The sequence below is a fragment of the Sphingobium sp. LMA1-1-1.1 genome (genome assembly GCF_040676365.1).
GTDB lineage: Bacteria > Pseudomonadota > Alphaproteobacteria > Sphingomonadales > Sphingomonadaceae > Sphingobium.
In genome coordinates, this window is record NZ_JBEGHS010000009.1 from 1 (window position 1) to 17615 (window position 17615).

Below are 17615 nucleotides of genomic sequence, written 5' to 3' on the forward strand. Positions count from 1 at the left end.
AAGGCGCCGAACAGGGCGATGGTGCCCGCCACCTGGCCCATTTCCATGCGGATCAGCTCGCCCAGCGACTTCCCGTCGCGGCGCATGGAGATGAAGAGGACCATGAAGTCCTGCACCGCGCCCGCCAGCACCACGCCCGCGATGATCCACAGCGTGCCGGGGAGATAGCCCATCTGCGCCGCCAGCACGGGGCCGACAAGCGGACCTGCCCCGGCGATCGCCGCGAAATGATGGCCGAACAGGACGGTGCGGTCGGTCGCCACATAGTCGAGCCCGTCGGCGCGGCGGATGGCGGGCGTCGGCCGCGCCGGGTCCAGCCGCATCACGTTCCGCGCGATGTACAGCGCATAATAGCGATAGGCGACGAGGAAACTGCAGGCGGCCGCCACCACGATCCACAGGGCATTGACCGGCTCACCCCGCGACACTGCCACCACCGACAGCGCCACCGCGCCCACAATCGCTATCACTATCCAGGGAAGATGACGGGTCACTCCCATTCTCCTAATGGTTTATGGCTTTGTTTGGAGGAGCTTCATTGCCAATGACGATATAGCGTGGCGACCCGGAAAGCGCCCTCTGGCTCGGACCGACCGGCACGAGCGGGCACAGTGCCGTCATCCCATGGGAATGCAATTGACCTTCGTGCACAACTATATGCTTGATTGTTATGCCGTGCCGGCTTTCGTTGCGGACATGTCCGGTCCGGCTGTGGACATATTCCAGACATGTCAGGGAAAGACGGGCCGAATCGACCTATAACATTTGCGCATGAAGCTCCAACATGTCGATAATTGAGATCATTGGAGAGACGTTCCATTGTCCTTCTGCATATGAGGAAGGCTATGAAGGATCTGACAAAAGTCGTTCATCATCCGCAGGTGGATCAAAAAGGCTTCGTCAGTCTTGCCGTGCCGACCTGTCGTGCTTCCACCATCGTCTTCGATACGGCGCGGGACTACGCAGAACGCAAGCAGCGGGGACCGGACGGCTATACCTATGGGTTGAACGGCACACCCACCACGAAGACGCTGGAAGCGCAGCTCAGCGATCTGGAGCAGGCCGAGCGCACGCTCATCCTTCCTTCGGGCCAGGCCGCGATAGCGATCCTTTTCCTCGCCGTGCTCAATCCGGGCGACACGGTCCTCATTCCCGACAATATCTATCCGCCCGTCCGGGCGCTGTGCGCCGACTTCCTGGCGGCCCGCGGAATTGGCCACCGCATCTATCCACCGATGGCGGGAAGCGCGATCGAGGATTTCATCGATGACAGCGTCAAGCTGATCTGGACCGAGTCCCCCGGTTCGGCGACGATGGAGGTGGGCGATCTGCCTGCGATCGTTGCCGTGGCGCAGGCGCGCGGCATCTTCACCGGCTGCGACAATACCTGGGCGACGCCGCTGCTGTTCAAGCCGCTCGCCATCGGCATGGATTTCGTGATGGAGGCGCTCACCAAATATGTCGGCGGCCATTCCGACATATTGCTGGGTTCGCTCAGCATGCGCGACCTGCACTGGCACCAGCGCTTGCGCGACTGCGCGAACATGTTGGGAATCGGTGTGTCGCCCGACGATTGCGCGCTCGCCCTGCGCGGGATCGAGACATTGGGCGTGAGGATCGCCCATATAGGCAAGGTGTCTACCGACTTCGCCTGGCGAATGCGCGATCATGCGGCGGTCGCCCAAGTGCTTCACCCGGCCTTGCCCGACTGCCCCGGCCATGCGCACTGGCTGCGCGATTTTCGCGGAGCCAGCGGGGTGTTCAGTATCGCGCTTCAGCCGGCGCTGGACGATCATGTCGACGACACGCTGGCGGAGCTGCGCATCTTCGCCATTGGGGCATCCTGGGGAGGGACCCGCAGCCTGATCGCCCCGATGGCGATCCAGGAGCGGCTTGGTCCGCCAGACGGTAGGCAAGGGCGCTTGTTGCGTATTAGTATCGGGCTGGAAGACCCCGACGAACTGTGGGAGGATTTGGTGCATGTGCTCGACAGCCTCCTCGACCGCGGACCTGTTTGAGGAATAGGAATGCACGCAGCGTCCGCCGCCTTTGCTTTGCTGTTCGTCTTGCTTGCTGGATGCGGGGGGCAATCCAGTGCGCTCCGTCAAACCGGCATGGGTGAAACGCTGCGCGAAGTGCGCGCGCGCGGCTATGTGAGGTGCGGCGCAGGCAAGGACACGCTCGGCTTCAGTGCCCCCGACGCCGGCGGGCAATGGAGGGGGCTTGACGTCGACACATGCCGCGCGGTGGCGGTCGCCGCGCTGGGTAATCGGGACAAGGTCAGGTTCGTGCCGTTGACCGGGCAGCAGCGGATCACCGCCTTGCTAACGGGGGAAATCGATGTGCTGCCCCGCACGACCACATGGACGCTACAAAGAGATGCCGGCGGGGTCAACTTCACCATTCCCAACTATTATGACTATACTGCCTTCATGCTTCGCCGGGGTAGCGGGGCCAGGGAGCTGCGTGATTTGGTTGGTGCCTCGATCTGCATGCAGACGGGGTCGCTGACGGAGATCGTCTTTGCCGACCTGTCCCGCAGCCATGAGCTCCAATTGCGGCCCGTGATCTTCGACAATGTGCAAAGCACGCGACAGGCCTTTCTGGCGCGCCGCTGCGATGCGCTGATGACTGACGCGTCGGCTCTGGTTGCCTTGCGTGCGACCAACGCCTCCGAAGACTATATCATCATTCCCGCCAGTGCCGACATCTCGCCGCTGACGCCGGCTGTGCGCCATGGCGACGACCAATGGTTCGACATCGTGAAATTCGCCATCGAGGCGACGATCGTCGCCGAGCATCTGGGCATTGGGCGCGCCAATGTGGACAGCATGTTGGGGTCGCGCGACCCGGCCATCAAGCGCTTTCTGGGGGTGGAGCCGGGCAATGGCCGAGCATTGGGGATAAGCGACGATTTCGCCTATCAGATCGTCAGGCAGATCGGCAATTACGGCGAGATCTATGACGACAATCTGGGGCGGAGTAGCGGCCTCAACATCCCGCGCGGCGTCAATCGCCTGCGCCGGGACGGCGGCCTGATGCTGCCGATCGGATTTTATTGATGAAGCGCGGGCCAAGGCAGAGCTGGCGCTGGTGGCTGCCGCAGCTGCTGTTGATGGTTGCCCTGGTCGCCTTCGCCGCGGGGCTGGGATTGATGCTGGCCGCGAACATGGCCGAGCGCGGAATGACGGCCGATTTCGCTTTCCTGGGCAACACAGCTCGCTTTCCGATCGCGGAATCGCTCCTGCCCTATTCGCCGCTGGACAGCTTCGCCTGGGCGTTCGTCGTCGGGCTAGGCAACACATTGTTCCTGACGCTGCTCGTCATTCTGCTCTCGACGCTGGTGGGCGTGCCCGTCGCGCTGGGCCGGCGGTCGCACCACATGCTTGCCCACAACCTGGCGGGCGCCTTCATCAACCTGCTGCGCAACACGCCGCTCGTGGTGCAACTGCTCTTCTGGTACGGCGTCCTGACGATCGGCCTACCGCCCTCACAGGAGGCGCTTCAGCCATTACCGGGCGTTTTTCTGACCGATCGGGGGCTGTATTTCACGAGCTTCGGCATCACCGGAACCGCTCTGCCGATGGTGGCCACGGTCATCGGCGGGCTGCTGCTGACGGCGATATTGGCTTGGCGGGGGCGGCTGCACCAGGCCAGTCTCGCGACATTGAGCACCGTGCTGGTCGCCACCGCGATCTGGTTCGCGCTCGATCTGGGGATCGAACGGGACATGCCCCGGCTTGGTCGCTACAATGTAGAGGGCGGCTTGACCCTGACGCCGGAATTCATGGCTGTGCTGGTGGGGTCGGTGCTCTATGCCAGCGCCTTTGCCGCCGAGATCGTCCGCGGCGGCATAGAGGCCGTCCCGGCGGGCCAGTGGGCGGCCTGTCGCGCCATGGGCCTGACGGATCGGCAGAGCCTGCGCACCGTCATCGTGCCGCAGGCGCTCAGGATCATGGTCCCGCCGATGACCAGCCAGTTCATCAACATCCTCAAAAATTCCACCCTGGCACTGGTCGTGGGCTACCCAGAGCTCAACTTCATCGCGAACACCAGCATGAACCATACCGGCCAGGCGTTGGAAAGCGTCGGCTTGCTGATGCTAGTCTTCCTCGTCCTTGCTGCCACGATTTCCCTGCTCATGAACCGGCTCAACCGCCACGCGGCGAGGTGGGCGCAATGAATTATCTCCAGATCGAGCCGGAAGCCGTTCGCCTCGCTCCCGTCCGTGCGAAGGGCGATCCGTGGCGATCGATGGTCGGCAGCGTCGCCCATCTGCTGACCACGCTGGTCATCATTGTCGTTGCGATGCGCGCCATACCCCCCCTGCTGGCCTGGGGCTTTACCCAGGGCATTTGGGAGGGGGATGGAGAGGCCTGCCGCAACGCGGGCGCCTGCTGGGCCTTTCTGCGCGTGAAGATGCCGTTCATCCTGTTCGGCATCTACCCGGAGGCGGAACAATGGCGGCCGATGCTGGTGGTCAGCCTGTTTATCGGCCTGACGCTCTGGACGATGCCCCGGACACACTGGGCGCGGGGGACGCTGCTGGGCTGGGCGATCGGTCTGGTTCTGGCGCTGCTCCTCATGGCCGGCGGCCTTCCGGGACTGACGCCGGTGCCGACCTCCTCCTGGGGCGGGCTTCCGATCACCCTGCTGCTCACGATCCTTTCGCTGGCGATGGGTTTCCCGCTGGGCGTGGCGCTGGCCTTGGCGCGGCGGTCGAACATGCCCGTCTTCCGCTGGGCCGCAACCGCCCTTATCGAAGTCGCGCGCGGCCTTCCGCTCCTGACGTTGCTGTTCATCGCCGCCGTCATGACCCCGTTGCTTCTGCCGGCTGGGCTCGCGCTCGACCATCTGCTGCGGGCATTGATCGTCTTCACCTTCTCGTCTGCCGCCTATATCGCAGAGGTCGTCCGCGGTGGGCTTCAGGGGCTTCCGCACGGCCAGGCTGAGGCGGCTCATGCTCTGGGCCTGCGCCGGCACGACATCCTGCTGACGGTTATCATTCCGCAGGCCGTGCGGAAGGCGCTGCCCCCGCTCACCAGCACGATCATCGTCATTATCAAGAATACCAGCCTTGTCATGGTGGTCGGTCTGTTCGACCTGCTCAGCGCCGGCCGACTGGTGCTAAGCGATCCGGCTTGGCCCATGCCCTACGCGGAAACCTATCTGATCATCGCGCTCATCTATTTCGCGATCTGCTACGGTTTTGCCCGCTACGCCCTTCACCTGGAACGGACGGTCGGGGAGGGCAAGCCATGAGCCTCATCACGCTGTCGGGCGTTCATAAATGGTATGGCCCCTATCATGCCCTGCGCAACGTCTCGTTGAACGTCGCTTCGGGCGAAAAGATCGTGATCTGCGGGCCGTCGGGGTCGGGCAAGTCGACCTTCATCCGCTGCATCAACGGGCTGGAGCAGCCTGATGAGGGGCGGATCGTTATCGGCGAGGATGTGCTTTGCGATGATCCCCGCACATTGCGCCGCATCCGCACGCGCGTCGGTATGGTGTTTCAGGATTTCAATCTCTTCCCCCATCTTTCGATCCTGCAAAATTGCATGCTGGCGCCGATGAAGGTGAAGCATATGGATGCGCGTGAGGCAGAAGTGCTCGCCCGTGACCTGCTCGCCCGCGTTCACATCGCCGATCAGGCGAACAAATTTCCGCGCCAACTGTCGGGTGGGCAGCAGCAGCGGGCGGCGATCGCGCGTGCCCTGTGCATGCAGCCCAAAGCCATGTTGTTCGACGAACCGACCTCCGCCCTAGATGCCGAGATGGTCAAGGAAGTTCTGGATATCATGAAGACTTTGGCGTCCGATGGAATGACAATGCTCTGCGTGACGCACGAAATGGGTTTCGCGCGCGAAGTCGCCGATCGGATTGTCTTCATGGATGAAGGCCAGATCATCGAAATCGCCGAACCGACCCGATTTTTCAACAATCCGGGGCACGTGCGCACGCGCGCCTTTCTGGGACAAATTCTTCGATGAGGAGATATTATGCTTCGTATAGCCAATAGGTTGGCTGAACTGGGAATCGTGCTGCCTGAACAGTCGGCGCCGGTTGCCAACTATATTCCCTACACGCTTTCGGGCCGGGTCGTTCATGTGTCCGGGCAATTGTCGAAAGGCCCAGGTCGCGAAGTGAAAGGGACGGTCGGCGTCGATGTCGACAGGGCGCAGGCCGTGCAGGGCGCGCGCCTGTGTGCCATCAACCTTGTGGCGCAATTCCGTGCGGCCTGCGGCGGCGACCTTGACCGGGTGGTGCGCGTGCTACGGTTGGGCGGCTATATCCAGGCCGGCCCGACATTCGATGCCATCTCCACGGTGATGAACGGCGCATCGGACCTGATGGTGGAGATTTTTGGCGATCGTGGACGCCATGCCCGATCTGCGATCGGCGTGTACCGTTTGCCGCTGAATTACGCAGTCGAGGTCGATGCGGTCATTGAAATCCGCGTCTGATTTCACCCTTTTCCCGACGTGAGGTTACCTGACCAACGTCATCGATATTTCTTAGGAGTCCATGAAATGACCAATCGACGGCAGTTTCTTGCCGGGGCTGGCCTAGCTTCCTTCGCCAGCCTGCTCACCTCCCCCATGGCCCTCGCCCAAGGCGCAGAGGCGCCATTGCCGCCGCCGGCCGACTTCGGCGATATGCAGAAATGGCTCTCATCCTTTTACGATGTCGATAGGTCGATCGTGAATTTCGATGCCGCCTATTATGGCGCGATGACCAAGTCGGTTCATTCGGCCTATCTGGAAAAGGTCGCCTGGGTTAATCATTATAACTCCACCTTCCTGCGTAGCGGCGTGCCCCGCATTCCGCGCGACCGCGAACTCGACAAGTCCCGCGAAGCGGTGGCCACGATGATCGGCGCCACAGCGGAGGAGGTGGCCCTCAGCGCCGGCGGCACGGAAGGCCTCTATGCCCTGATCACGAACTATGCCCTACTCAAGGCCGGCGACGCGGTGATCTATTGCGACGTTGATTATGACGAAATGCAATATGCCATGGACTATCTGGAGCAGAGCCGCAGCGTCCGTGTCGTGCGCTTCTCACTGCCCGAACCCCACAGCCGTGCTAATATTTTGGCAGCCTATGAAAAGATACTCAAGGACACGCCCCGCGCCAAGCTGCTGCTGCTGACGCATGTCTCTAATCGCAACGGGCTGATCCCGCCCGTCCGCGAAATCGTCGCCATGGCGAAGGCGCGCGGCGTCGACGTCATTCTCGACAGCGCGCAGGCGGTGGGCCAGATGCCCTTCGACATAAAGGCGACCGGCGCCGACTTTATCGGCTTTTCGCTCCACAAATGGCTTGCCGCGCCGCTCGGAACCGGTGGCATCTATATTCGCAAGGACCGGTTGAAAGACATCCACCCTTGGCTGGGCAATCGGATTCATGCGGCCGATGACATCCGGTCGCGCATTCCGACCGGCACTGTAGACTTTGCTGCGCGGCTGGCCATTCCCGCCGCCGTCGACGTGCAAAATCGCATCGGCATCGAGCGAAAATTCACCCATCTGCGCGCGTTGCGCGATTATTGGACCAGCCGGGTTCGGGACATTCCAGGCGTCACGTTGATGTTGCCGGAAGATCGGGACAATTATGGAGCGATCGGCGCCTTCCGCCTGCCGGGCACGAACAGCATCGAGAAGGCCAGGGCCGCGCAGGCGCTGTTCGTTGAGAAGCATAAGCTGCTGGTCGTCGCTAAGGCCGGGCTGACATCGGGTGCAGTACTTCGCGTGACGCCTGCGCTTTTCAACACGTCGGGCGAACTGGATCGACTTGTAGGTGCAATCCGCCAGGAAGTCCGCACCTTTGCCTGAAGCCAGATCGCGGACCTTTTTGAATTTGGAGATGCTGATGATTTCTTTCCTTCAGCGGGGCAGTGTCTTGCCCGCCCTCGCTTTTGCGCTGTTCCCAGCTTCGGCGGTCGCCCAGGATGGCGGCACGCTGTTCAAGAGCCGCTGCGCCATCTGCCATTCGGTCGAGCCGGGCGGGAAATCCACCCTTGGGCCGAATTTGTCGGGCATTGCGGGCCGCGCCGCGGCAAGCGGTTCCTACACCTATTCCTCTGCGCTGAAGAAGGCGAACATCCGATGGGATGCACGTAGTCTCGAACTGTGGCTGGCTGGTCCCAGCAAGATGGTGCCGGGATCGAAGATGGTGATGGCCGTTGCCAATGCGGGCGAACGCAAGAAGATAGTGTCATACCTCGCCACCCTCAAATAACGATCTCGTGCGGGGTAGGGCGATGGCAGCCGAACGCGGCCGCCATCGCCCCTTTTTTATGATCGCGCGATCCAGCTGTGCCATCCACCCATAATTTCTATGCATAGACTCGTTCCAAGAGGTCACTTGTTCTGCGCATCCAGAGGATCAAGATAAGCACAGCAGAACGACATGAGAAAGCCTTCAGCATCTTAGCGAATGCTGGCGTTCTGCTGCAGGAGGCACGCAGCCCATTGGAGGTATCATGCTGAGACGATGATGTTTCAGGACCGATGTGGGTATTTTGCTGTGCCATGGCCCGGATTGCGTGAGCCATCGTTGGCTCAGGCATTCGCGCGCAAGCTGATCGTCAAAAGCCGATCGCATCGGGCCATCTGAAAATGACGCTGCCGCATCCGCTGCCTCGGCGGGACGGCACGCTATGACGGCAGGCGGTGAAAGCCTATCGTCAGTCGTCTCGCGTAGACCGGGGATCAGGGAGAAAATATACAATGATACGATATACCCGCCATCTAGCTTTGACGACAACTGCGCTGCTCGCGACGGCTAGCCTCCTGCCCTTCCAGGCAGCCCAGGCGCAGGAGTCCGTTGCGCAGGATGATCAGGGCGGTCAGGAAATCGTGGTCACGGGGTCGCGCTTCGGCAGCCGTTCGACGGCCGAATCCGTCGCGCCGGTCGACTTCATCGGCGCAGAGGAACTCAGCCGCGGCGGTCGCCCCGAAGTGCAGGAAATGCTCAAGGCGTCGGTCCCCAGCTTCAGCACGCCGCGCCCCAGTGCATCGGGCGTTGGCGATTTCACTACGCCGCCGACCTTGCGCGGCCTCTCGACTGGCCAGCTGCTGGTCCTCGTCAACGGCAAGCGTCGTCACTCCTCCGGCGATCTCAGCACCAGTAACGGCATCGGCCGTGGCGATGTAGCCTATGACTTCAACTCCATTCCCAGCATGGCGCTCAGTCATGTGGAAATCCTGCGCGACGGTGCTTCGGCCCAATATGGTTCCGATGCGATTGCAGGCGTCATTAACCTGACGCTCGACAAAACGGCGGGCGTAAAGGGCAAGATTTCGTCCGGTATCACCAAGGAGGGTGACGGCGAATATATCGATGTGGGGGCCAGCGTCGGTCTGCCGGTTTGGAACGGCGGCGTCATTCGCGCGACTTTCCAGTATCAGAACCATGCCGGCACCAACAGGGCCGTCACCGATACCCGTCAGCAATATTTCGGCCGGAATGCCAATGGCACGCTGGTGCTGCCCTCCAATTTCTACGGCTCGGGCGTTGGCTTGACCCCGTCGGCGGGCACGCTCGACCCGCGCGAGGCGACGACTGACCGCGACACCTCGCGGGAAGGGAACTCCTCATATGAGATGAAGTCGATCTTCCTCAATGCGGAGATCCCGACCAACGAAGGCGGCGCGACTTTCTACGGTTTTGGCGGATATAGCGATCTGGACGGCAGGACGCCCTTCTTCTTCCGTCGCCCGGGCCAGGACCAGACGGTCCGTGCCCTCCATCCCGACGGTTATATCCCCTATGGCAATATCCGCCTGCGCAACGTGTCAGCAACCGGCGGGCTGCGCGGCGACGACATTGCCGGCTTCACCTGGGATATTTCGACCAGCTATGGCAAGAGTCTGATCGACTCCACGAACAGCAACACCAACAATGTCTCCTTCGGTGCGAATGGCCCGACCACCATTTATCTGGGGTCGATGCGCTATGATCAGTGGACCAACAACCTCGACCTGACCCGTCAGTTCGACATGGGCGATGGCAGCCCGCTGAAGCTGGCCGTGGGCGCGGAATATCGCGAGGAAACCTATCGCCTGATCGCCGGTGAGCCGGCGAGCTACGCCAATGGCGGCGCGCCGATCCTAGACGGTCCCAATGCCGGACGGGTCGCCCCGGTCGGTGTGCAGCCGACGCCGGGCATCAGCCCGCTCGATGAGACCTTCGGCAAACGGAACAGCAAGGCGATCTATGCCGAACTGGAAAAGGAATTCTTCGGCCGGCTGACGCTCGATGGCGCTGTCCGGCATGAGAATTTCTCCGACTTCGGCAGCACCACGAACTACAAGATTTCAGGCCGCTTCGAACTGCTCGAGCCGCTTGCCATCCGTGGCTCGTTCAGCACCGGCTTCCGCGCCCCGCATCTTGCGCAGAGCTTCTTCAACTCCTCGACCACCAACTTCATCAATGGCGCGCCGGTCCTGATCCGAAACCTGCCGACGCAGAGCCAGGCCGCGCGGCTGATCGGCGCATCGGACCTAAAGCCTGAAAAGTCGAAGAACCTGTCTGCGGGTGTCGTGTTCAAGCAGGGCGGAATGACGATCACGGCCGATGCCTATCAGATCAAGCTGAAGGACCGCATCGTCCAGTCGTCCGTGTTCCAGGATGTGCGCGTGACGAACCTTCTGGCCGGGAATGGCATCACCGGCATCGGTGCCGCCAGCTACCTGACCAACGCGATCGATACCACCACACGGGGTATCGACGTGACGCTGACCGACAAGTTCGATCTGGGCAATCTGGGCACCCTGTCCGTCCTGCTGGCAGGCAATTATAACAAGACCAGCTTCGACCATATCGCAGGCACGCCGCCCGCACTGGCTGCGCTGGGCATCACCACGCCCTTGCTCGATTTGACACAGCAGGTCCGCATCTCGGACAGCCAGCCACGGTCGAAGATCGTCATGAACTTGAATTGGACGTCGGGAGATTTCTCCTTCGGTGTGACGAACACCTATTATGGCAAGGTGTCGGCCGTGGCCTTTACGACGCTGACTCCGGCTCAGATCGCCGCGGTGACGCCGGGCTATGACGTCACATTGGTTCCGGTGTCGCCCACCAGCGCCAATTCCCAGGTGATCCAGCATTTCAAGGGCAAACTGATTACGGATATCCAGGCATCCTATGACATCACGCCCGCCATCAACGTGACCGCCGGCGTCAACAATCTGTTCGACATCTATCCGACGGAAAATCTGCGTTCGACCATCGCCAGCGTCGCGGCGGGCACCAACGGGTCGGACAATGGCGGAACCTTCCCCTATAATGCGATCTCGCCCTTCGGGTTCAACGGAATGTCCTTCTTCGCCTCCCTTGGCTTCCGTTTCTAAAGGACGGCGGGTTTCCCGATGCGTGTCACGGTGAGGGGCAGCTACCCCTGTTTGCTCCTCATGGTTGCGACGTCGGTCGGGCAACCCACCTCCGCACTGCCGGCCGCATCGTCGCAAGGCGGTGCGGCCGATGGTGACATTGCCTTGATTGGGGCGGAACTGAAACGGGGCGGGACCAACTGCCGCCAACTGGTCGAAACCTATCTCGACCGCATAGCACGCACAGACGATCGTCTGCACAGCATCGTCGCAGTCAACCGCAAGGCGAGGGCGGAGGCGGGGCGGATCGACCGGCTCTCCTCGCATGAGCGTCAAGCCCTCCCGCTCCCTTGCGTGCCCCTTCTGGTCAAGGACAATATCGACGTCGAAGGCATGCCGACCACGGCGGGATCGGTTGCGCTGCGGCGGAACGTGGCGCCGCGCGATGCCGCTGCCGTCGCCACGCTCCGGCGAGCGGGGGCGATCATTCTGGCGAAGACAAACATGTCGGAATTCGCCTTCAACTATCGCGGCCGCTCCTCCGTGCGGGGGCAGACGCTCAGTCCTTTTTCTCCTGAAGAAAGCGCAGGCGGTTCCTCCTCCGGTAATGCGTCGGCGCTGGCGGCGGGATTGGGCGTGGTGGCGCTGGGAACGGACACGTCCGGTTCCCTGCGCGTGCCCGCCGCGCTGACCGGGACGATCGGCCTGCGTCCAACCTTCGGAACCATGCCCATGGACGGGGTGGCGCCGCTCAGCCCCTCGCAGGACATTATCGGCCCCATGTGCCGCCATGTGGCGGATTGCCGACGGGTGTTGGACGTACTGCGGCCGGACATGGCGCAACCGGGCGCGGCGGACCCCTTGCGCGGGCTGCGGGTCGGCATTCTTTCAACATTGATGCGCCCCGACGGCGCGCCTGAGCGCGGTGCACTCGCCGCGCTGCGCGACGCGGGCGCGCAAGTGCGCGATATGGCGCTTCGCGACCAACTCGTGCTCGTCGGGCTAGAGGCCCCGGCGGGCGAGGAAGCGCGCTTCGCTAGCCGTTCGGTCTTCGACTTCCCCGCGGTCATGGACGCCTATCTGCCCGCGCGCCGTCATGTTCCGGGAGGTGCGGACAGCCTGCTCCTGCGACTGAAACAACTGGAAGCGCAGGGCCGCACCGATCCGAAGGTGGTGGAGGATGTCGCCAAGTTCGCAGCCAACCGGGAGGGGGCGGCCGGCGACCCCCGCTATCGCATCAATGGGGAGCGGTTTCGCGATCCCTATGTCGCGGGCCGCATCGACGAAGCTTTCGCCTGCGATGAAGGCGGTTCCTGTTCCGACATCCTCGTCTATGCCTCGGTCCAGCATGTCGCCGCGGCGGCGGCAGATGGCCCGGACACTGGAGGCACGCACCGCCTGGCCGCTTATTCGGGGCGGCCCGCCATTGCCTTCCCCGTCGGCAGCGAGATGACGGTGGCGGGACCGCGGCCCGTCTCTCTTGAAATCATGGGCCGTCCGGGTAGCGAGCGGCAGCTGCTGGCGATTGTGCAGGCCTGGCAGGCACTCTTGCCTCTGCCGCACCCGCGCCCTTGTGCGAGCGGCGATGCGGTCCTGTGCCTAACCCCGTAAAGCGTCAGCGGCACGAACTGATGCGCAGGGCGTCGTTGAGCGCCGTCGTGAACTCTCGCACCAGCCTGGCGCGCTGGGCGTCGGGACGGAAAAGGATATAGGATTTGAAATAGACGGCCGGTTCATAAGGCTTGATCACAAGCCCGCGTTTCTCGAACCCGTCGGCCGCCGCAGGATTGACCAGCCCCATGCCCACGCCCTCCAGCGCCAGCGCGCAGACGGTCAGGGATGCCGGCGTCTCGACCACGATGTTGGGGTGCGCGCCGACCGCGTCGAAGCTGTCGGTCATGCGCGCGCGCGCCCGATCCTCCGGGGCCAGCGCAATGAACGCCATATTATGGACGTCTTGCGCGCGGATGATGTCGCGGTCTGCCAGCGGGTGATCTGGCGGCATGACGCACACGGCGCGAACGCTCTGGAAAATACTGTGATCGACGCCCGACAGGTCGACTTCATCCGCTGCAAGCCCGATATCGAACTGCTGATTGGCGACATGGTCGCGCACGGCGGCCGAGGACAGGATCTGGAGCGTGATGGAGACCTGGGGGTTGGCTTCCCTGAACCGCTGCACGGCGCGCGGCACAAGGGTGGAACCGAGCGCGGCCAGGCTGGCGACGCGCAGGCTGCCTGAACCGAAATCCCTGATCCGCGCTGCCGACGCGCGCAGGCTGTCCAGCCCGGTGAAGGCGTTGGTGACGTCGCGGAAGAACAACTGGCCTTCGGGCGTGGGGATGAGCCGCCCCTTGACCCGGTCGAACAGGGCAAAGCCGATGCGATGCTCCAGTTCCGATACGGCGCGGCTGACGGCCGGCTGGGTGATACTGAGCAACTCGGCGGCGCGCGATGCCGATCCGCCGACCATCAAAGCCCTGTAGATTTCAAGCTGGCGGAAATTCATGGGCCGTTTGCAGCCTTATGCGATAGGAATGACCGTCATAGACGCCATCGGTCCGCCGATGCAACCGGGCCGTGCCCCCCCCTTTGCGCTGCAAGGCCGGGCATAGCCATCCAGCGCATGCAGGAAATCAGGCCTTGATATAGCGGGTCGGCCGATAGGGAGCCAGGATCGGCGTCTGCGACCCTGTCATGATTTCCTGCGCGGCATAACGGCCCAGGATGGGCGCCAGCGTGATGCCACTATGAGTCACGACGACATAGACGCCGCCAGCGCCGGGGACCGGTCCGATAATCGGGCGATTGTCGAGCGGATAGGGGCGGAAACCGAGCAATATTTTGGTGGGCTTCGCCTCAGCGATCGCCGGCATGTATTCGGCGGTGCGGGCGATCAGCATCTCACCATGGTGCTGCTTCAGGAAGTCGCTGGGATAATCCATCTGTCGCTGCAGGATTTCGGCATGTTGGGGCAGGTCGGGCGGGCCGCTGGTGAAGCTGGTCAGGAAGCGGCCATCGGCATATTGCTTGAACTCGATGATGCTGGACGCCTCGAACACCTGCTTGGTGATGACGGAGCGCGGAGTGGTATGCACGACCAGGCCGGGCTTGTGCGCCAGCTTGAGCTCGCGTCCGACCAGCGCCATGATCTGCGGCGTATCCGTACCGGTCGCGCTGACCAGCTGGTCGAGCGCAAAGTCTCCCTTGGTCGTCTTGACGCCGACTACCCGGCCTTCCCGCATCGTGACGGCGGTGACCTGGCAGGGATAGACGATCTTCGCGCCATGGCGCTTGGCCGCGGCGAGATACCGCTGCGTGGCAAAGACCGGATCGACATGGCCGTCCTTGAAGGTCTGGAAGGCTAGCTTGACATTGTCCCCGGGGACGACGCCCGGCGTCACCTTGGTGATTTCCGGCCCGGTCAGATAGCGCGGCGGATCGTCCGTCGCCTGCAGCAATGTGGCCTTTTCCTGGAGCGAGGCCCTCTTGTTTTCATAGGCCCAGCTGGTGGAGCCTCCCCAGATCGCCCTCATGCCCCATTGCCGATCATCCTCCAGCCAGGCCTTCATGCTTTCCAGCCGCAGCTTCATATAATGCGCGTCATTGACGACCGGATTGATCCAGGCGACCGAGTTTCGGGTCGCCCCGCTGGCCGGTGCCTCCTTTTCAAAAACTATGACATCGGCGCCGGAGTGGGCCAGTTGCGCTGCGATCGAGGCGCCGATGATGCCGCCGCCGATCACGCCGATCCGCGGCTTGCGCCCGTGGGCGAGCAACCCCGTGGAATGGAGGGCCGCTGTGGCCGCTAGTCCCCCCAGAAATGTCCGGCGCCGAAAGGTCATGATATCATCTCCAATGCGATTGGACTGATGCTATTTTCGCGGAACATTAAAGTCAGCTAATGATTTTGCCTAGCTCCATGCAATTTTCTTATAGGGTGTGCGCCCTCCTCCCGTCACGGTGGCACTATTATTCAATATGATCGATCGATGCCTTGCATTTATAGTGGTAATTGCTTCCTTGTATTGGCTCTATTTATCCAAATAATCGCGCTGAAATATAAATGGTGCGGAGTGGGTGGATGTTTCGTCAATTGATCACTCCGGTGGCCGACAGCTTACCGGCATCATTCCTGATCGCGACCATCCCCATCGCAACCGTTCTGGTGTTTCTAGGAATAATGCGACGTCCTGCATGGCAAGCCTCAGCGGCAGGATTGGTGGTCGCGCTGTTGCTGGCGACAACCATTTGGGAACTGCCCTTGGGCATCGCGCTGAACAGCATCGCGGCCGGCGCGACCTTTGCCGCCTGGCCGGTGATGTGGATCGTCGTCAATGCGCTGTTCCTCTACAATATCACTGTCGCCTCCGGTCATTTCGCGGCGTTCCGCAACTGGATGATCGCGCATCTTCCCGATGACCGCCGTGTGGTGCTGGTCGTCGTCGGCTTCTCCTTCGGTTGTCTGCTGGAGGGTATTGCCGGCTTCGGGGCGCCGATCGCGATCACCAGTGCCCTGCTGATCATGCTCGGCTTCGGTGCGCTGGAGGCGGTGACCTTCACCCTGATCTTCAATACCGCGCCAGTGGCCTTCGGCGCGCTGGGATCGCCGGTGATCACGTTGAGCGCGGTCACCCAGTTGAGCGATGTTGCGCTGGGCGCCATGATCGGCAGGCAACTTCCCTTTATCGCCTTCATCCTGCCCTTTTACGTCATGATCGCCTATTGCGGCGTGCGCGGATTGAAGGCTGTTTGGCCCGTTCTGGCGGTATCGGGCGGCTCCTTTGCGCTGATGCAGTTCATATCCTCGAACATGCTAGGCTATGCCCTAACGGATGTCCTCTCTTCCCTGACCTCCCTGGCGCTGACATTGGCCTTCGTCAAGATTTGGAGACCGGCACCCGACCCGGAATTCATCCTTACCTACCGCCAGAAAACGACGGAAAACAGTGGGGAAGCATCCCGTTCCCCATGGCAAGGCTGGGTGCCTTGGAGCATCCTGTCGGTTGTCGTTATCCTTTGGGTCCATTTCGAGGTAAATCTGTTCGGTCAAGTGCAATTGTCCTGGCCTGGCCTTCATGACCAAGTCTTCATCACCACTTACGATCGCCCCTATGCGGCGGTCTGGACGTTCCAACCGCTGGCGACCGGTACAGCGATAATGGCGGCGACGTCCCTGTTCATGCTGCTGTGCCGCCTTTCGCCGCGGCAGATCTGCGTGGCCTTACTGTCCACGGTGGTTCAGGTCCGCTTCTCCTTTCTGACGACAGTGTTGATCGTTGGCCTTGCCTATCTGATGAATTATTCTGGCATCACCTATACGCTCGGCATCGGCGTCGCGTCCGTGGGGTTGTTCTTTCCGCTGATCTCGCCCTTTCTCGGCTGGCTCGCGGTCTTCCTTTCGGGTAGTGACACGTCGGGTAACGCGTTGTTCGGCAATCTTCAGGTGGTCGCCGCGCGCAAGCTAGATCTGGACCCTGTTCTCATGGCGGCAACCAACGCTTCAGGCGGCGTCATGGGAAAAATGATTTCGCCGCAGAATATTTCAACCGGAACCTCGACGACAGAATTGCGCGGACAGGAAGGAAATGTTCTTTCCAAAACATTTTGGCACAGCGTATTCCTGACCTTCCTGCTGGGTCTGATCGTCGTCGTTCAGCAGTTCCTGACGCCATGGATTATTCCCCACTAAATGTCACAGCCTGCCGTATTCCCCTGCCGGCTTGGAAAGAGGCGAAAACAGGGACAGTTGGAGCATCATGCAGTCGGACCAGACTCGAGAATTTTACCGCTTAGGAAGGACTGGTGATGGCCACTGTATCGGCGTTGTCCTCTCTGTTGATTCGGCTGTCCCCTCATGCAATTTGCGAAATGTGCATTGCAGACCGGCTGGAACTCAGTTTTCCCGGGCAAGCGAACGCCATCGTCGGACGACTCAATCCCGATGACGGCTATGAACGGTTCAAGGGCCCCTGCGCTCTTTGCGGTATGACATGGCTCGTCACCCGTTTCTTGCAAAGAGATTGCCATAGGGGTCCGGCATGAAGGGGCGCCCCTCCAGCTTTCAAACCGGCGAACATGCCTAGCACTACTTTGGCAGAAGTGCGGACGGAGGTCTGGTGAGGCTACATCGGGGATCGCACTACGACCTGTGAACCGCCCCGGGATTGCCGGAGGCCCTAACTCCTGAGAGGTAGGGTCTAAGATGAGCAAGACAACGAACAAGTTTGCACCGGAGGTGCGCGAGCGGGCAGTCCGCCTGGTGCTGGACCAAGAAGC

14 protein-coding genes are annotated in these 17615 nt (G+C 61.8%); 11 read left to right on the forward strand and 3 right to left on the reverse strand.

Going from position 1 to position 17615, the window contains the following annotated elements:
• Positions 1-494 (reverse strand): carbon starvation CstA family protein (locus tag MRBLMA1_RS07420; protein WP_363735878.1); only part of this gene is annotated, 494 nt, incomplete at its 3' end.
• 351 nt (positions 495-845) lie between these two features.
• Between MRBLMA1_RS07420 and MRBLMA1_RS07425 the strand changes: the two genes are divergently transcribed.
• The 10 genes from MRBLMA1_RS07425 to MRBLMA1_RS07470 all read left to right on the forward strand — a co-directional run bounded on the left by MRBLMA1_RS07425 (position 846) and on the right by MRBLMA1_RS07470 (position 12947).
• Entirely contained in the window at positions 846-2018 is a 1173-nt protein-coding gene (locus tag MRBLMA1_RS07425; protein WP_363735879.1) for a trans-sulfuration enzyme family protein, read from the forward strand.
• A gap of 9 nt (positions 2019-2027) precedes the next feature.
• Complete coding sequence (locus MRBLMA1_RS07430) at positions 2028-3062, forward strand: amino acid ABC transporter substrate-binding protein (RefSeq protein ID WP_363735880.1); 1035 nt, start codon at positions 2028-2030, stop codon at positions 3060-3062.
• On the forward strand, positions 3062-4183 hold the full coding sequence (locus MRBLMA1_RS07435) for an ABC transporter permease subunit (protein WP_363735881.1): 1122 nt from the start codon (positions 3062-3064) through the stop codon (positions 4181-4183). Before MRBLMA1_RS07430 ends, MRBLMA1_RS07435 begins: the two co-directional genes overlap by 1 nt.
• Entirely contained in the window at positions 4180-5262 is a 1083-nt protein-coding gene (locus MRBLMA1_RS07440) for an amino acid ABC transporter permease (protein WP_363735882.1), read from the forward strand. The genes MRBLMA1_RS07435 and MRBLMA1_RS07440 overlap by 4 nt, the downstream gene beginning before the upstream one ends.
• A complete protein-coding gene (locus MRBLMA1_RS07445) occupies positions 5259-5990 on the forward strand; it encodes an amino acid ABC transporter ATP-binding protein (RefSeq protein ID WP_363735883.1) in 732 nt (243 codons plus the stop codon). Before MRBLMA1_RS07440 ends, MRBLMA1_RS07445 begins: the two co-directional genes overlap by 4 nt.
• A gap of 30 nt (positions 5991-6020) precedes the next feature.
• Complete coding sequence (locus MRBLMA1_RS07450) at positions 6021-6464, forward strand: RidA family protein (RefSeq protein WP_363735884.1); 444 nt, start codon at positions 6021-6023, stop codon at positions 6462-6464.
• A 66-nt stretch (positions 6465-6530) separates the two neighbouring features.
• Entirely contained in the window at positions 6531-7832 is a 1302-nt protein-coding gene (locus MRBLMA1_RS07455) for an aminotransferase class V-fold PLP-dependent enzyme (RefSeq protein ID WP_363735885.1), read from the forward strand.
• Positions 7833-7869: 37 nt separating this feature from the next.
• On the forward strand, positions 7870-8238 hold the full coding sequence (locus tag MRBLMA1_RS07460; RefSeq protein WP_363735886.1) for a c-type cytochrome: 369 nt from the start codon (positions 7870-7872) through the stop codon (positions 8236-8238).
• Between the two features lie 491 nt (positions 8239-8729).
• Positions 8730-11357, forward strand: coding sequence for a TonB-dependent receptor plug domain-containing protein (locus tag MRBLMA1_RS07465; protein WP_363735887.1), 2628 nt, complete (start codon positions 8730-8732; stop codon positions 11355-11357).
• An 18-nt stretch (positions 11358-11375) separates the two neighbouring features.
• Positions 11376-12947, forward strand: a complete 1572-nt coding sequence (locus tag MRBLMA1_RS07470; protein ID WP_363735888.1) for an amidase — start codon at positions 11376-11378, stop codon at positions 12945-12947.
• 4 nt (positions 12948-12951) lie between these two features.
• On the opposite strand, the gene MRBLMA1_RS07475 is transcribed toward MRBLMA1_RS07470, so the two are convergent.
• Together MRBLMA1_RS07475 and MRBLMA1_RS07480 are read right to left on the reverse strand one after the other, a co-directional pair.
• Positions 12952-13845 carry a LysR substrate-binding domain-containing protein gene (locus MRBLMA1_RS07475; RefSeq protein ID WP_363735889.1) on the reverse strand — a complete coding sequence of 298 codons (894 nt, stop codon included), beginning with the start codon at positions 13843-13845 and terminating at the stop codon, positions 12952-12954.
• Positions 13846-13972: 127 nt separating this feature from the next.
• The gene (locus tag MRBLMA1_RS07480) at positions 13973-15181 is read right to left on the reverse strand and encodes an NAD(P)/FAD-dependent oxidoreductase (RefSeq protein ID WP_363735890.1); all 1209 of its coding nucleotides are present in this window, start codon (positions 15179-15181) and stop codon (positions 13973-13975) included.
• A gap of 338 nt (positions 15182-15519) precedes the next feature.
• Between MRBLMA1_RS07480 and MRBLMA1_RS07485 the strand changes: the two genes are divergently transcribed.
• Positions 15520-17028 (forward strand): L-lactate permease, encoded by a 1509-nt coding sequence (locus MRBLMA1_RS07485; protein ID WP_414714759.1) that lies wholly within the window; start codon positions 15520-15522, stop codon positions 17026-17028.
• Positions 17029-17615: the final 587 nt, after the last annotated feature.

What these genes read in the sequence shown, in the direction of transcription:
- MRBLMA1_RS07455 (WP_363735885.1), top strand. Translation starts at nt 6,531, where the DNA reads ATGACCAATCGACGGCAGTTTCTTGCCGGGGCTGGCCTAGCTTCCTTC.
- MRBLMA1_RS07435 (WP_363735881.1), top strand. Translation starts at nt 3,062, where the DNA reads ATGAAGCGCGGGCCAAGGCAGAGCTGGCGCTGGTGGCTGCCGCAGCTG.
- MRBLMA1_RS07440 (WP_363735882.1), top strand. Translation starts at nt 4,180, where the DNA reads ATGAATTATCTCCAGATCGAGCCGGAAGCCGTTCGCCTCGCTCCCGTC.
- MRBLMA1_RS07475 (WP_363735889.1), bottom strand. Translation starts at nt 13,845, where the DNA reads ATGAATTTCCGCCAGCTTGAAATCTACAGGGCTTTGATGGTCGGCGGA.
- MRBLMA1_RS07430 (WP_363735880.1), top strand. Translation starts at nt 2,028, where the DNA reads ATGCACGCAGCGTCCGCCGCCTTTGCTTTGCTGTTCGTCTTGCTTGCT.
- MRBLMA1_RS07460 (WP_363735886.1), top strand. Translation starts at nt 7,870, where the DNA reads ATGATTTCTTTCCTTCAGCGGGGCAGTGTCTTGCCCGCCCTCGCTTTT.
- MRBLMA1_RS07470 (WP_363735888.1), top strand. Translation starts at nt 11,376, where the DNA reads ATGCGTGTCACGGTGAGGGGCAGCTACCCCTGTTTGCTCCTCATGGTT.
- MRBLMA1_RS07480 (WP_363735890.1), bottom strand. Translation starts at nt 15,181, where the DNA reads ATGACCTTTCGGCGCCGGACATTTCTGGGGGGACTAGCGGCCACAGCG.
- MRBLMA1_RS07425 (WP_363735879.1), top strand. Translation starts at nt 846, where the DNA reads ATGAAGGATCTGACAAAAGTCGTTCATCATCCGCAGGTGGATCAAAAA.
- MRBLMA1_RS07465 (WP_363735887.1), top strand. Translation starts at nt 8,730, where the DNA reads ATGATACGATATACCCGCCATCTAGCTTTGACGACAACTGCGCTGCTC.
- MRBLMA1_RS07485 (WP_414714759.1), top strand. Translation starts at nt 15,520, where the DNA reads ATGCGACGTCCTGCATGGCAAGCCTCAGCGGCAGGATTGGTGGTCGCG.
- MRBLMA1_RS07445 (WP_363735883.1), top strand. Translation starts at nt 5,259, where the DNA reads ATGAGCCTCATCACGCTGTCGGGCGTTCATAAATGGTATGGCCCCTAT.